Below are 16,289 nucleotides of genomic sequence, written 5' to 3' on the forward strand. Positions count from 1 at the left end.
GGAGCGCCAATTGCGCTCCTTTTTTTTATACTGCCCAAAGGTTTAAAACCTTGTGGTAGTTTATATATTGCACCATTTATAGCTTACTTTTCAAATGCCTTTAGAGTTTTAGTAATGATACTCACACAATCTAAAAGTTGCTCTTCGTTCATTACTAAAGGTGGTGCAAAACGAATGATGTTTCCGTGAGTAGGTTTTGCCAGAAGTCCGTTTTCTTTCAAAGCCATACAAATATCCCAAGCCGTACTGCTATCTTCAGAATCATTTATTACAATCGCATTTAGCAATCCTTTACCACGCACTAAACTTACAATAGTACTCGTTTCAATATACTCGTTGAGTTTAGCTCTAAAAAGCTTCCCTAGAGCTTCGGCATTTTCTGCTAAATTTTCATCTTGAATAACCTGCAAGGCAGCCATTGCAACTGCCCCTGCAACAGGATTTCCTCCAAAGGTAGAACCGTGTTGTCCCGGCTTGATCACATTCATAACCGGATCATTTGCCAATACTGCTGAAACAGGATAAGCACCACCAGACAACGCTTTTCCTAAGATCAAAATATCTGGATTTACATTTTCATGATTAACAGCAAGCAACTGCCCCGTTCTTGCGATCCCTGTTTGAACTTCATCAGCTATAAAAAGTACATTGTGTTCTTCGCACAAGGCTTTACATTTAGCCAAGTAGCCTTCATCTGGTACAAATACCCCGGCTTCTCCCTGAATAGGCTCCACTAAAAATCCGGCAACATTTTTATTTTCAATCAACGCACGCTCTAAAGCATCCGCATCGTTGTATGCAATTTTTATAAAACCAGGAGTATACGGACCAAAGTTTTTACGTGCATCTTCATCGTTAGAAAAAGAAATAATGGTTGTTGTTCTTCCGTGGAAATTATTTTCGCAAACAATGATCTGCGCGTCTTGCTCAGGAACGCCTTTTTCTTCATATGCCCATTTACGTGCGATTTTTATTGCAGTCTCTACCGCTTCGGCACCCGTATTCATAGGTAACAACTTGTCAAACCCAAAATATTCGGTGGCATACTTCTCATAACGACCTAAAACATCATTATGAAAAGCGCGAGAGGTAAGTGTAAGCACTTCGGCTTGTTTTGTCATTGCGCCTACAATGGCCGGGTGACAATGCCCTTGGTTAACTGCTGAATATGCTGATAAAAAATCATAATACTTTTTATCTTCTACATCCCACACGTAAACGCCTTCGCCACGTTTTAGCACCACAGGAAGCGGATGATAATTGTGCGCGCCGTGCTTGTCCTCAAGAGCAATCGCCTCTTGTGAAGTAAGTTGATCTACAGTAGTCATTTTGTAAAAATTTTAAAGGTAATCTTTCAACGATTCCTGCTTTTGATGCACTCTTAAAAATTCATTTTTCAAAGCATCGTATTAAGGAGAGAAATCATCCTTATTAAGAAATCGCAAATTACTAAAAATAAAGCAGAAAACTTAAGAATTAAGCTTCGGTGTAACCTGATAATCCATAAATATCGCGCCGAGCATTATTTCGCTAAAACATATTAAAAAGCGGTTCTGCAGATCGTCTTATTTATACTATTTTTGCCGCGTGTCAAGAAGAAAGAAATCCAGAAAAATATTCTCAAATGTGTTGGTTACAGATGCCGGCGCAAAAGGGAAATCTATTGCCAAAGCGCCAGATGGGCGTGTAATTTTTATTAGCAATGCGGTACCCGGTGATGTGGTAGATATTCAAACAATGAAGCAGCGCAAAGCCTACTATGAAGGCAAAGCGATAAAAATTCATGAATATTCTCCCAAGCGCACTGAGCCGGTTTGTAAACATTTTGGGACCTGTGGCGGTTGTAAATGGCAAAATATGCATTACGACTATCAGCTGGAATACAAGCAGCGTGAAGTGGTCAACAACCTGCAGCGTTTGGGCAAAATTGACTTGCCAGACATCACTCCCATTAGCGGTAGTAAAGACATCTACTTCTACAGAAATAAAATGGAATTTTCCTTTAGCGACAGCAAATGGCTTACGCTGAAGCAAATACAAAGCGATGAGATTATTGAAGATCGCAACGCGCTGGGCTTTCATATTCCGGGGATGTGGGATAAAATTCTGGACATTGATAAGTGTCATCTGCAACGCGATCCCAGCAATGCCATACGCAACGGCGTGAAAGAATTTGCTACAAAAAACAACATTCCGTTTTTTAATGCGCGCAATCAAGAAGGACTCCTGCGTACGCTTATGATTCGTACGAGCAGTACCGGTGAATTGATGGTTTTGGTTCAATTTTTTGAAGATGCCGAAGCTCAACGCAAACTGGTTCTCGAGTATTTAAAGGAAACCTTTCCTGAAATTACTTCGCTACTTTATGTCATCAACGAGAAAGGTAATGACACTATTTATGATCAAAATGTTATTTGCTATGCCGGAAGAGATCATATTTTTGAAGAGATGGAAGGACTTAAGTTTAAAATAAACGCCAAATCTTTTTATCAAACCAACTCTGAACAAGCGTACGAACTTTACAAAATTACCCGAGATTTTGCCGAATTGAAAGGCGATGAAACGGTTTTTGATCTTTACACAGGAACGGGTACTATTGCTCAATTTGTTGCCAAAAAGGCTAAAAAGGTGATCGGTGTAGAAGCCGTGCCTGATGCCATTATTGCTGCAAAAGAAAATGCGCAATTAAACGAAATAGAAAACGTTGAGTTCTATGTGGGTGATATGAAAAATGTATTCAACGATGCATTTATTGCTCAGCACGGTCAGCCTGACGTCGTGATCACAGATCCACCTCGCGACGGAATGCACAAAGATGTAGTCGCTCAACTTATTAAAATTAAAGCAGATCGCATTGTTTATGTGAGCTGTAACAGTGCAACACAAGCCAGGGATCTTGCGTTGTTAGACCCATATTATAAAGTAGAACGCGTTCAACCGGTAGATATGTTTCCGCAGACACATCACGTAGAAAACGTAGTTTTACTCAAACTGAAATAAAGCTCATGCTTAAAAACGGGATTTTATTAGTTTTTATCATTGCGCTCATCGCGATTTCTTGCGAGCGTGATGATATCTGTGCAGCGAGCACACCCACCACACCGGTACTCACTATTGGCTTTCAAGATGCTGATAACACCACCGAAGATAAGGAGCTCAATATCACGATCTATAAAGTGGACAACTCAGACAGCTTGGCGTATACCAGCGCATCAACTGTAGAAATTCCTTTACGTACAGATACTACCGCAACCGTTTTGGTTTTTGTAAAAAACCCTAATAATCTTGTGGCAGCTGAAGATCCTAATAATGCCGATACAGTTACTTTTAAATACACACCTCAAGAAGAATTTATAAGCAGAGCTTGTGGCTATCGGGTGAGTTTTTCAAACCTTACTATTCAGAATAATCCGGGTTCAGACGGGCGCTGGATAGACGATATTATTATAAACACCAGAACTATAACTAATAATGACACTACTCAGGTATATATTCGTCATTAGTAGTTTACTGATGACCGGTTTTTCGCTTAGCGCGCAGGACAAACAAGGCATTACTCAAGAAAGCATAACCGACTCAACAGCGGTAGACTCTCTTGCTTCTAAACCTAAAACCAATAAATACGGTTTACGCGTAGGTATCGACCTAAGTAAACCGCTAAGAACCATTCTGGATGATCGCTATCAAGGATTTGCTATTTTAGGGGACTTCAGAATAAAAGATCGCTATTATGTAGCTGCGGAATTAGGTACAGAAACCCGTGACTTTAATGAGCCTACTTATGATGCGCAGGTACAAGGTAGTTATTTAAAAGGCGGAATAAATTACAACGCTTACAGCAATTGGGAAGGAATGTCTAACCTGATCTACGTGGGGTTACACGTAGGTTTTTCAACCTTTAATCAGGATTTAAACAACTATACCATTTACACCACCAATACCTTTTTTGAGCCTGATGTACGCACTGATCCACGCAATTATTCTAATCTCAATTTAATTTGGGCAGAACTTCAAATGGGAATTCAGGTAGAGTTATTCAACAATTTGTATATGGGACTTAATGTACAATTAAAACGTATTTTATCTCAAAAATCGCCTGATAATTTCACCAATCTTTATGCTCCGGGCTACAACAAAGTAACTTTTGATAATGTTTATGGCGCGGGCTATGGCTACACCATTTCCTATTTAATTCCTATTTTCAAAAAATAAATAATCAAGGAGCACACCTCAGGTATGCAACATCCTTAAGTAACATCAATAAAAGCAGACTTTCACTAACACCGTCTGAATGGGATTACGTTCACGCATACGCATTATCAACACCTTCATCAAGAATCCGGATGACACCCCATACGCTATTTCGGTTTGGGAAAAAGTAAAGTTTTTAGTTTCCGGTATCATCTATGACTTTGGTTTTGCCTTTCTGTTTTTGATTCTTATGAGTCTTATTGAACCCTTGACCAAGGGGTATGAAAACGTGCTCAATCAAGAATTGTACAGCTTTTGGATGTCTATCTTGTTGATCACCATTGTTCCGCCGATTCTTGAAGAATTCGTATTTAGATTTCCATTAAAATACAAACGCAATTACCTTTTGCGGCTCATCGCTTACCTTTTTAAACTTGATATAGAAACCTTCTGGAAAAAACACCTCCGCATCATCGTGTATATATTTTCGGCGGCATTTGGTTTTGTTCATATGTCTAACTACAGTAATGTGGACCTTTGGTTCTTTATATTATCACCTATTCTCGTTGGGGCGCAACTCTTTGCCGGAATTATTTTTAGTTTTTTCAGACTTAAACTTGGTTTCATTTGGGCGATATTGGGACATTTTAGTCATAATTTCATTTTAATTATGATGGCTTTTCTCTTTTATCACAATGTGATGATTCCGCTTGTTGATGATGACGCAGTTAAGATAGAAGCTGCCGGACTTGCTTTTGAGGTTGAAGAAACTTCAATTTTACATTTTGACACCACGCAACAAGGAAATTTACTATGCCTTGAAGCTCAAAATTATAGCTTGCAAAAGCTGGTTGACAGTTTGTACACTAGCGATACGCTAAAACTTAGAGATAACGAACTGATCAATTTACACCTGCTGAGCAAGCAAGATTCCGGTTATACTAAACTTAAATTTCTTGAAACGCTTCAAGAACATTATGTTTTTAAAAAAGTGGTTGACAGCACGCGTAATCAGAAATAAGCTGCCCCGGCTTTAGTATCTTTGCGTTATGATAAAAGAAATTAGCAGCACACAAAATCCTACGATAAAACACCTTGTAGCTTTACAAGAAAAATCGAGAATTCGCCGTAAAACCGGTGAATTTCTGATTGAAGGTGTCCGGGAGATCAATCTGGCTTTTGATGCGGGTTTTGAACTGACTCAAATTTTCTTTTGTCCCGAAATTGCTCAAACCGAAGCACTAGAAGAACTTCAGACTAAAATCTCGAGTACAACTGAGCAGATTGTCGTTACTGAAGAAGTTTATAAAAAAATCGCATACCGATCAGGAACCGAAGGAATTATTGCTTCCGCGAAAGCGAAAAAGAATGCGTTAAACGATCTTGATCTTCCTGAAAATCCGCTGATATTAATAGCCGAAGCTCCTGAAAAACCCGGAAATATCGGGGCGCTTTTACGTACCGCTGATGCGGCAGGAGTTGACGCTTTCATTTTAGCTAATCCGCGTACAGATCTGTACAACCCAAACATAATACGTTCTAGCGTAGGTGGTTTGTTTACGATTCCTGTGGCTACAGGTAGTACAGAAGAAGTTATTAATTTTCTTAAGCACCAAAACATTTCGATTTACACCGCAATTTTGCAGGAAGCTATTTCTTACGAAAAGCAAGATTTCACCACCTCTTCTGCCCTAGTTGTGGGTACTGAAGCAGATGGCCTTTCTGAAGAATGGCGTAATGCTGCAAAACAAAACATCATCATCCCGATGCAGGGCCGCCTCGACTCTATGAATGTTTCGGTGGCTGCAGCGATCCTTATTTTTGAAGCGCGCAGACAACGCGGTTTTACTCTTTAAATTTCCTCTAATGACACCCACGCTTGTTTTTTATATCATCATTGCATTTATCATCTTAAGTTTTGTGATAGATCAAATGCTCGATTGGCTTAACGCTAAGCATTTTGACGATCCTATTCCTCAGGAACTGGCAGATGTTTACGACTCAGAAACCTACCGGAAATCTCAAGATTATAAAAAGGTAAACGCAAAATTTAGCACGCTTACTTCAAGTTTTATGCTCGTAATCACTTTGTTATTTTTTGCTCTAGACGGATTTGCTTTCGTAGATCAAATTGCCAGAAGTATAAGTGATAATGAAATCACTGTAGGCCTGATTTTCTTCGGAATTATTATGCTTGGGTCTGATATTTTAACAACGCCTTTTAGCTATTATAAGACGTTCATCATTGAAGAGCGTTTCGGTTTTAATAAATCTACACCAAAGCTTTTTCTAGCAGATAAACTCAAAGGTTGGCTGATGACAATCATCGTGGGAGGCGGTTTGCTCGCTCTGGTCATTTGGTTTTATCAAATAAGCGGAAGTCTATTTTGGGTGTATGCCTGGATTGTTTTTGCGGTTTTTGCTTTAGTGATGAATATGTTTTACGCCAAGCTGATCGTTCCTCTTTTTAATAAGCAAACCCCTCTTGAAGAGGGTTCGCTTCGGAATAAAATTGAGCAATATGCGGCCACAGTTGGTTTTAAACTGAATAATATTTTTGTGATCGACGGCTCTAAACGCAGCACTAAAGCCAATGCCTACTTTTCAGGATTTGGTTCTGAAAAACGCATTACGCTATACGACACTTTGATCAATGATCTGGAGGAAGATGAGATCGTTGCAGTTTTGGCGCACGAGGTGGGACACTACAAGAAAAACCACATTATTGTAAACTTATTTGCTTCGGTAATTCTAACAGGATTTACCTTGTGGCTTCTAGGAATTTTCATCAGCAATAGCATTTTTTCTGAAGCTCTAGGTGTTGCTGAACCCAGCTTTCACATCGGTCTTATTGCATTTGGTATTCTGTACAGCCCAATAAGCGGAATCACCGGTTTTTTAATGAGTGTTCTCTCGCGCAAATTTGAATATCAAGCAGATAATTTTGCAAAAAATACATACGCCGGCGATCCGTTGATCAGTTCGCTTAAAAAATTATCCCGCAACAGTTTGAGCAATTTAACGCCGCATCCGCTCTACGTAAAGTTACATTACTCGCACCCTACGCTCCTGCAGCGCTATCGCAACTTAAAAGGGTAAAATACACGCTTTTTATTTATTCAGATTAACCTGAATCACTGCCAAAATCCATTTGCTTTTTTAGGATATAATTGTACTTTTAAATTATGACTCCGGTTGATATAGAAAAAGAAAATAAAGAGCTCGCCAGACAATACAAAGAGCTGCTGCGCATAAGCTACCGCACGCTTTCTGACGATGATAAAAAATTGATCAGACAAGCGTTTGACGTGGCTGTTGATGCGCATAAAGATCAGCGTCGCAAATCTGGTGAAGCTTATATTTTTCACCCGCTTGCTGTTGCACGCATAGTCGCCAGCGAGATCGGGATGGACGCGACTTCTATTGCTGCGGCCTTATTACACGATGTCGTAGAAGACACCATTTATACGCTTGAAGATCTCGAAGAACGCTTTGGCCCTACTGTCGCAAGAATTGTAGACGGACTCACAAAGATCTCGAATCTTAAGAAGCACAGAGATGTCTCGCTTCAGGCTGAGAATTTCAGAAAGATGCTGCTTACCATAAACGATGACGTTAGGGTAATTATCATCAAGATCGCAGATCGTTTGCACAATATGCAAACAATGGATTCTATGCGGCCTGATAAGCAAATTAAAATTGCCAGTGAAACCCTCTACATCTATGCTCCGCTTGCGCATAGAATTGGGCTTTACAACATCAAAACAGAACTTGAAGATCTTGGTTTAAAATACACAGAGCCAGAAGTATTTAAAGATATTTCTCGCAAAATGAAAGAGACCAAAGAGCAACAAGATCAATATATTGAAGAGTTTACGCAGGCGGTTCAAAATTCTCTGGATAAAGAAATTTTGGACTATGAGATAAAAGGTCGGCCAAAATCTATTTACAGTATTCGTCGCAAAATGCTCAAGCAGAACATTCCGTTTGACGAAGTCTATGACAAATTTGCGATACGTATCATTTACAAGGCAACGCCAGAAAGCGAGAAGTTCTTAGCCTGGAAGATTTATTCCATAGTTACAGACCATTTTAGACCTAACCCTACGCGACTCAGAGATTGGATTTCTTCTCCAAAATCTACAGGTTACGAAGCGCTTCACATCACCGTAATGGGTTTAAAAGGGCGCTGGGTTGAAGTGCAAATTCGTTCGGAACGTATGAACGAAATCGCCGAAAAAGGTTACGCTGCACATTATAAATACAAGCAAGGTTCTTCAACTGAAAGTGAAGAAGATAAAACGCTTGATGAATGGCTAAACCGTTTGCAAGACGCACTCGAAAACAACGAGACGAATGCGGTTGAATTTGTTGAGCAGTTTAAACTGAATCTTTACAACAAGGAGATTTTTGTTTTTACGCCGCAAGGAGATCTAAAATCACTACCCAAAGCTGCCACGCCACTTGATTTTGCTTTCAGTATTCACACCGAAATAGGAATGCATACCCGCGGAGCTCGGGTGAATGGTAAATTGGTTCCTTTGAGTCACGAACTTAAAAGTGGAGATCAGGTAGAAATCATTACTTCAGAGCACGCCAAGCCTAACAACAACTGGTTAGACTACGCTACCACAGCCCGTGCGCGTTCTAAAATTAAATCATCGCTTAAAGACGAAAAGAAAACCATTGCCGAAGACGGTAAAGTTATTCTTACCCGAAAACTGCGTTCGCAAAAGATCACGCTTGATGAGAATATCATCAACGAGATGGTTATTTACTTTAAGCTTAAAACCAGCCTAGACTTATTTTACCGTGTAGGTATTGGGACCATTGATAATAAAATGATCAAGGAGTACGCGGCTTCCCGAAGCAGCGCTATTGTAAGCTTCTTTAAAAATAAAATTAGGAAAGCCCCGGTTGCAGAGCACGTTGATAAAGATGAGATAACTGATAAATATGATTTATTAGTTTTTGGGAAAGACGAGCAAAAGTTAGACTATACGCTTGCAGCTTGTTGTAATCCGATTCCCGGGGATAAGGTATTTGGTTTTACCACGGTTTCTGACGGAATTAAAGTACATAAGCAAAACTGCCCTAATTCTATTTCCTTACAAAGTAATTATGCGTATCGCATCATTCCGGCGAAATGGATAGATTCATCAGCTCAAGAATTTAGAGCAGATCTAGAGTTAACAGGTATAGATACGCTTGGACTTGTTAATCACGTGACGCGTGAAATTTCTGAACATATGCACGTAAATATGCGTGGACTGAATTTTACCACCAATGACGGCGTTTTTAAAGGGAACATAACCGTGATCGTTCAAAACAAAAAGCATTTACACAGACTTATCGAAAACTTGAAAAAAATAAACGGTATCGACAAAGTCATACGCTTGTAAATGCGTAACTTTGCAAATATTATTATGATACCAAAAGCTACAATAAATAAAGATCAGGAAGTCGTTAAAAACGTCTTCACAAAGTTTCTAGAAGATAACGGTCACCGTAAAACTCCAGAGCGCTACGCAATTCTACAGGAGATTTACAACTACAATGATCACTTTGATATTGAGACCCTCTACATCAGCATGAAGAATAAAAAATATCGTGTGAGTAGAGCAACCCTTTACAATACAATAGAGCTTTTGCTGGCTTGTGGTCTGGTACGTAAACATCAATTTGGTCAAAATCAATCGCAATACGAGAAATCGTATTTTGACAAACAACACGATCACGTGATCCTTACCGATACCGGCGAAGTGATTGAATTTTGTGACCCGCGTATTGAGTCTATTAAAAAGACTATTGAAGAGGTTTTTGATATAAAAATCAACAAGCACTCCCTTTATTTTTACGGTAACCGCAAGCAGGATAATTCAACCGAAAATACAACCGAAGACAACAACTCATAAATGGCAGTAGATTTACTTCTTGGTCTCCAATGGGGAGACGAAGGTAAGGGCAAAATCGTAGATGTTCTTACAAAGGATTATGATATTATAGCCCGTTTTCAAGGCGGACCAAACGCTGGACATACGCTAGAATTTGATGGAATTAAGCACGTTTTGCACACGATTCCTTCAGGAATTTTTCACGAAAATGCAATCAATCTTGTAGGTAACGGAGTCGTGATCGATCCTGTTATTTTTAAGAAGGAATTAGACAACTTAGCGCAATTCAAGATAAACGTTAAGGAGAAACTTCTTATTTCCCGTAAAGCGCATCTGATTTTACCTACGCATCGCCTTCTTGATGCTGCTTCTGAAGCTTCAAAAGGAAAAGCGAAAATAGGTTCTACCCTTAAAGGAATAGGACCAACGTATATGGATAAAACCGGTCGTAACGGAATCCGTGTAGGAGATCTTGAACTTGCAGACTGGAAAGAGCGTTATGCTGCCTTGAGAGACAAGCATATTGATATGATTGACTTCTATGACGCAAAGATCGAATATGATCTTGAGGAACTAGAAGCAGAATTCTTTAAGGCTGTTGAAGTTTTGAAAGAGCTCACCTTTATTGATTCTGAAGAATATCTATATCAAGCGCAACAAGCCGGAAAATCTATTTTAGCTGAAGGTGCGCAAGGATCTTTATTAGATATTGATTTTGGTACGTATCCTTTTGTCACCTCTTCAAACACGACAGCTGCCGGCGCCTGCACAGGTCTGGGAGTAGCACCTAACCAAATTGGGGATGTATTTGGAATTTTTAAAGCTTACACTACTCGAGTAGGTTCTGGCCCCTTCCCTACCGAACTTTTTGACGAAGTTGGTGAGACTATGGGACGCGTGGGTAACGAGTTTGGAGCTACCACAGGTAGACCTCGCCGTTGCGGATGGTTAGATCTTGTAGCGCTGAAATATGCGGTTCGCGTAAATGGCGTTACTCAATTGATGATGATGAAAGGTGATGTTTTAAGTGGTTTTGACACGCTTAAAATTTGTACACAATACAAATACAAAGGTGAGGTTATTGATCACCTACCCTACAATATCGAACCGGAAAATGTAGAGCCTGTTTATTCAGAAATGCAAGGCTGGGAAGAAGATCTTACCAAAATGAAAGGTGATGAGCAGCTTCCTAAGGAGCTTAACGCCTACATTGAGTTCTTAGAAAAAGAATTGAATGTGCCTATCAAAATCGTTTCTGTAGGACCAGACAGAACCCAAACGATTCACCGATAGTCTCAAGATTATAGAATTGATAAAAAAATCCGAAGCAAAAACTTCGGATTTTTTTATGCTTTCTTTTTAATAGTATTATGAAAAGCTAAACGCGGTAACACTTACATTTACAGTAAACTAACAACCTACTTTTCAATGAAATTATTTCAATGCAGTAACTGTAAAAATCCGGTATATTTTGAAAATACAACCTGCGAAAAATGCGGTAACAACCTAGGTTACCTTAATGCGATTGAAGGAATAGTTTCTTTTCCGGCTGATCAAAAAACGGTTATTACGCCTACCAAAGAAAAAACAGCGCTTACCTATTGCGCTAACCGTCAATACAACGCCTGCAACTGGTTAGTGGCTACCGAAAGTCCAACGCCGTTTTGTGAAGCTTGCAGTACCAACCGCACCATACCTGATTTGAGCATTCCTGAAAATAAACTGGATTGGCAGAAAATTGAAACAGCAAAGCATCGCCTTTTTTATGCGCTTCATAAGCTAAAACTTCCCACTAAATTCATTATTAATAAGCAACCACTGAATCTTACATTTGACTTTTTGGCTCCAGACCCTAGCAATCCTTCCGCAATAAAAACAGGACACGCTAACGGTTTGATTACGCTCAATATTCAAGAAGCAAATGCCGCACACAGAGAATATATTAAAGAACAACTCTCAGAACGCTATCGCACGCTTTTAGGTCACTTTAGACACGAAGTCGGTCATTTTTACTGGGAAGTTTTGATTCAGCCTAATGCTAAGAATCTAGAAGAATTTAGAGCTCTTTTTGGTGATGACACACAAGATTACGGTCAAGCTTTAGAAGCTCATTATAAAAATGGTGCTCCCGAAAATTGGCGCGAGAGTTACATCAGTAGTTATGCAACAATGCACGCTTGGGAAGATTGGGCAGAAACTTGGGCGCACTACTTACATCTGATGGATATGCTTGAAACCTCGTATAGTTTTGGCTTGAGTTTAGATCCTGAAATCTCTAAAGTGCGCAATCTTGAGGTAGCCTGTGATTTTGACCCTTATGAGGAAAAAGATTTTCAGAAAATCATTAAACACTATTTACCACTCACCTACGCCTTAAACTCTCTTAACCGCAGTATGGGGCATCAGGATGCATATCCTTTTGTGCTTTCACCACCGGTTATTGAGAAATTGACGTTTATACATAAAGTGGTGAGGTTGTAAAGTTATTTGAACATTGATGATTATTTTTAGCGCACCAATTGTCTCCTATGTTTGAAGTTGAACTTACCGCACGCTTAAAAAATTATACTGAAACTCGAGCTCAGATTTTAGCCTTAGCCATTGATTCACACTATAAACTGGATTACGACGATCGTTATTATGACATCAATGGTACGCTAACGCAAGGCGATCAAGAGTTTCGTTTACGTACAAAAAACAATCTAGATTCTGGTGAGGCTAAACATTATCTCACGTTTAAAGACAAGGCTTTTGAACAGGTGACGCGCTCTAAACCCGAATATGAAACTTTGGTTTCAGACCATTATAACACAGAGCAAATCCTTTTTAAGTTAGGCTACCAGAAAAGCGCACATTACGCCAAACACTGCGAGATTTTTAATCTGAAATATCGCAACGCTTCCATAGAGATTGCTTTAGTTCAGTTTGATGAATTAGCAGATGCATTTATCGAAATTGAAACCAACACCCTTGATAAAGCGGAGACTGATACTCTTTTTGAAAAACTTTACATGCTTCTGGAAGAGATAGGACTTTCTAAAGATCAACTTACTAAAGAGTTTTATATTGATATGATCAAAGCAGTCCAATCTAAGTAGTTTCCTCTTGCTTTGAGCCCTTTAGATTTTTGATTTGAACAAATACTTAAAGCGGGTGTTTTTCCGTTATATTTGCATCAAAATTTGCTATGCCCAATTTTTTTAGAAAAAGCGTCCTTTTGCTTCTCATTCTTTTTTCGATCAGTCTATCGGCTCAAGAGAAAAAGGAATTAGATATCACTTCAGATATCTCACAAATAGACGAAGTCAAGTATCCCGGAGCTTTGGTAATGTATAAAAATACCAAGCAGGTCTACATCCAGCACGAAGGAATCGAGATGTGGTGTGATCTGGCCTTCCATTACAAAGATGAAAATTTTGTGAGAGCAATTGGTAACGTGCGTATGAAGCAAGGCGATACCATAAGTATGCGTAGCAATTATGCTGAGTACAATGGCGACACGCAATTTGCCTGGGCTTCCGGAGGCGTGAATCTCAGAACTCCGACTGCAACCCTAGATACTGACACGCTATACTTCAACCGAATTAAACAACAAGCCTATTACAGAACCGGTGGTACGTTACGCGATACAGCTAGTGTTATCGAAAGTAAAATAGGTCGGTACTTTTTAGATCAAGATAAATACTCATTCATTCAAAATGTGGTTGTTACCAATCCTGAATATGTGATCAACAGCGACCAACTCGACTTTTATTCAGAAACCGGAGCTGCTTATTTATACGGCCCGTCGACCATTACAAGCGAGACCAGCACAGTGTATTGCGAGCGTGGGTATTATGACACGCGCAATGACAACGGCTATTTTGTGAAAAATTCACGTATAGACTATGATAATCGTACAGTATATGGCGATAGCTTGTACTTTGACCGTCCTACAAGTTTTGCTTCGGCTACCAACAATATTCGCGTAATTGACACGGCAAATAACAGCGTGATCAAAGGGCATTATGCCGAAGTGTTTAAAGAAAAAGATTCGGTATTCATTACCAAAAGAGCGGTAGCTATAACCGTGCAAGATCAAGATTCTATTTATGTGCACGGCGATCGACTTGTAGTTACCGGAATTCCTGAAAAACGCATCGTACGCGGTTACTACAACGTGCGCCTTTTTAAAAGTGATATGAGTGGTAAATGCGACTCCATTCACATTAACCAAGCTAACGGACTTACCCAAATGATTGGAAAACCGGTTTTATGGAGCGATCTGAGCCAAATGACCGGTGATTCTATTCACTTAAAAAGTAACACAAAAACAGAGCAGCTAGATTCGCTTCACGTCTTTGAAAATGCATTTCTGGTACAACAAGATACCATTCCACTATTTGACCAAGAGAAAAGTGGTTTTAATCAAGTTAAAGGCGACGTCCTCTACGGAACTTTTCAGGACAATGCTTTGCATCAAATTGACATCATTAAAAATGCCGAAAGCATCAATTATATGCGAGCAGATGATGGTGTTTTACAGGGAATTGACAAAAGTAAATCGGCTTCTATTACTGCTATTTTAGAAGATAATGCTTTGGTAGAAATTACCAAATTCAAACAGGTAGATGGCGAGGTGTATCCGCTTTCAAAATTCCCTAAAGAGTCTCGAGAATTTGAAGGGCTAAACTGGCGTGGTGAGGAGCGATTGCTCACAAAAGAAGATATTTTTAAAGGAGAAGCTCCGTTTACACTTACGAAGATCGAAGGAATTCCGCTGCCAGAAATTGATGAAGATTTCTTTGATAATACGATCCCTGAAGAAGAACTCGATATCCCCGAAGCTTCTAAACTCAACCCATCTGATCTTAAGAATCGAGAGGAAGATGCTCCGACGATTGGGGTGCCAATCAATGAAAAAGCCACTATCAAAAAAGATTCTTTAGCTCCCAAACCTTCAAAGCCGGCCGGCAAACAACCGCTTAAACAATTACCTACTTTAAAAGTTCAAGATTCCACAGATAATGAAAGCTGATTTCTTTAAATATCAAGCGCAAACGAGTCCGCATCCTCTTGCGATGGAAGTTTCGCACGCAAAAGGCAGCTTTATTTACGACACTACAGGCAAAGCCTATTTAGATTTTGTAGCAGGCGTTTCTGCAGCGAGTATTGGGCATTGTCATCCGTCGGTAGTTAAGGCGATTCAGGAGCAAAGTGAGAAGTATTTACACGTGATGGTTTACGGCGAGTATGCGCAAGATCCTGCTGTCGAATTAACGCGCTTAATTGCTGCAAATTTGCCAGATCCGTTAGAACAAACCTATTTGGTAAACAGCGGTACAGAAGCTATAGATGGTGCAATGAAGCTCGCTCGACGCGTCACAGGTCGAAGTAAAATAATTTCGGCAAATCAAGCCTACCACGGCAATACTTTTGGAGCATTGAGTTTAATGAATTACGAAGAACGTGTAGCCCCTTTTAGACCAGTGGTTGGCGCTATCTCACACATCAACTTCAATAGCTTTGAAGATTTAGAACAGATTACCAATGAAGTCGCCGGGGTCGTTTTAGAGACCATACAAGGCGGTGCCGGATTTATTCAACCGGAGCACGGCTGGCTGGCTGCAGTAAAAAAACGCTGCGAGGAAGTTGGAGCACTTTTAATTCTAGATGAAATTCAGCCCGGTTTTGGACGCACAGGGACATTTTTTGGTTTTGAAAATTATCATGTAGTTCCTGATGTTGTGGTGATGGGTAAAGGTATGGGCGGCGGAATGCCCATTGGCGCTTTTACTGCTTCAACGGCACATATGCGTTTGCTTTCTGACAATCCTAAAATGGGACACATAACCACTTTTGGAGGTCATCCTGTCATTGCGGCAGCAGCTTTGGCTACCGCAAAAACGATTTTAGATGGAGAGCTCATTCAGCAAACTTTAGAAAAAGAAAAACTTTTTAGACGCCTACTGAAACACGACCTGATCACCGAAGTACGTGGTAAAGGCCTTATGCTGGCAGCTATTACACCTTCCGCAGAAATTACAACCGAAGCTATATTGATGGCGCAAGATGAAGGCCTTATTTTATTTTGGCTATTGTTTGAGACTAAAGCCATTCGCATCACTCCGCCCCTAACGATCTCTGAAGATGAGATTATTAAAGGCTGTGAGATCCTGCTTAAGGTTTTAGATAAAATTGCGACTAAATTGTCATAATCAACTG

The 16,289-nt window shown here is 39.8% G+C and carries 14 protein-coding genes; 13 read left to right on the top strand and 1 reads right to left on the bottom strand.

Annotated elements, in window-relative coordinates; all coding sequences use genetic code 11:
• Positions 1-83 precede the first annotated feature (83 nt).
• Complete coding sequence (rocD, locus tag BUA96_RS00570) at positions 84-1,328, bottom strand: ornithine--oxo-acid transaminase (protein WP_072979251.1); 1,245 nt, start codon at positions 1,326-1,328, stop codon at positions 84-86.
• Positions 1,329-1,587: 259 nt separating this feature from the next.
• On the opposite strand from rocD, the gene rlmD reads away from it, so the two are divergent.
• The 13 genes from rlmD (at position 1,588) to BUA96_RS00635 (ending at position 16,282) form a co-directional block, all read left to right on the top strand.
• Positions 1,588-3,000 (top strand): 23S rRNA (uracil(1939)-C(5))-methyltransferase RlmD, encoded by a 1,413-nt coding sequence (rlmD, locus tag BUA96_RS00575; RefSeq protein ID WP_072979256.1) that lies wholly within the window; start codon positions 1,588-1,590, stop codon positions 2,998-3,000.
• 5 nt (positions 3,001-3,005) lie between these two features.
• Entirely contained in the window at positions 3,006-3,503 is a 498-nt protein-coding gene (locus BUA96_RS00580; protein WP_072979260.1) for a DUF6452 family protein, read from the top strand.
• Positions 3,472-4,212 (top strand): DUF6048 family protein, encoded by a 741-nt coding sequence (locus BUA96_RS00585; protein WP_072979265.1) that lies wholly within the window; start codon positions 3,472-3,474, stop codon positions 4,210-4,212. The genes BUA96_RS00580 and BUA96_RS00585 overlap by 32 nt, the downstream gene beginning before the upstream one ends.
• A gap of 79 nt (positions 4,213-4,291) precedes the next feature.
• Complete coding sequence (locus BUA96_RS00590; RefSeq protein WP_072979266.1) at positions 4,292-5,212, top strand: CPBP family intramembrane glutamic endopeptidase; 921 nt, start codon at positions 4,292-4,294, stop codon at positions 5,210-5,212.
• A 28-nt stretch (positions 5,213-5,240) separates the two neighbouring features.
• Entirely contained in the window at positions 5,241-6,047 is an 807-nt protein-coding gene (locus BUA96_RS00595; protein ID WP_128755720.1) for a TrmH family RNA methyltransferase, read from the top strand.
• Positions 6,048-6,057: 10 nt separating this feature from the next.
• A complete protein-coding gene (locus BUA96_RS00600; protein ID WP_072979267.1) occupies positions 6,058-7,290 on the top strand; it encodes a M48 family metallopeptidase in 1,233 nt (410 codons plus the stop codon).
• An 86-nt stretch (positions 7,291-7,376) separates the two neighbouring features.
• Positions 7,377-9,593 (top strand): RelA/SpoT family protein, encoded by a 2,217-nt coding sequence (locus tag BUA96_RS00605; protein WP_072979268.1) that lies wholly within the window; start codon positions 7,377-7,379, stop codon positions 9,591-9,593.
• A 24-nt stretch (positions 9,594-9,617) separates the two neighbouring features.
• Positions 9,618-10,106, top strand: coding sequence for a Fur family transcriptional regulator (locus tag BUA96_RS00610; RefSeq protein ID WP_175546491.1), 489 nt, complete (start codon positions 9,618-9,620; stop codon positions 10,104-10,106).
• Entirely contained in the window at positions 10,107-11,378 is a 1,272-nt protein-coding gene (locus tag BUA96_RS00615; protein ID WP_072979270.1) for an adenylosuccinate synthase, read from the top strand.
• A gap of 135 nt (positions 11,379-11,513) precedes the next feature.
• A complete protein-coding gene (locus BUA96_RS00620; RefSeq protein WP_072979271.1) occupies positions 11,514-12,566 on the top strand; it encodes a zinc-binding metallopeptidase family protein in 1,053 nt (350 codons plus the stop codon).
• A 47-nt stretch (positions 12,567-12,613) separates the two neighbouring features.
• Positions 12,614-13,183 carry a class IV adenylate cyclase gene (locus BUA96_RS00625; RefSeq protein WP_128755719.1) on the top strand — a complete coding sequence of 190 codons (570 nt, stop codon included), beginning with the start codon at positions 12,614-12,616 and terminating at the stop codon, positions 13,181-13,183.
• A gap of 89 nt (positions 13,184-13,272) precedes the next feature.
• On the top strand, positions 13,273-15,102 hold the full coding sequence (locus tag BUA96_RS00630) for an OstA-like protein (protein ID WP_072979275.1): 1,830 nt from the start codon (positions 13,273-13,275) through the stop codon (positions 15,100-15,102).
• The gene (locus BUA96_RS00635) at positions 15,092-16,282 is read left to right on the top strand and encodes an aspartate aminotransferase family protein (protein WP_072979276.1); all 1,191 of its coding nucleotides are present in this window, start codon (positions 15,092-15,094) and stop codon (positions 16,280-16,282) included. The genes BUA96_RS00630 and BUA96_RS00635 overlap by 11 nt, the downstream gene beginning before the upstream one ends.
• Positions 16,283-16,289: the final 7 nt, after the last annotated feature.

Source organism: Leeuwenhoekiella palythoae, assembly GCF_900130045.1.
Taxonomy (GTDB): Bacteria; Bacteroidota; Bacteroidia; order Flavobacteriales; family Flavobacteriaceae; genus Leeuwenhoekiella; species Leeuwenhoekiella palythoae.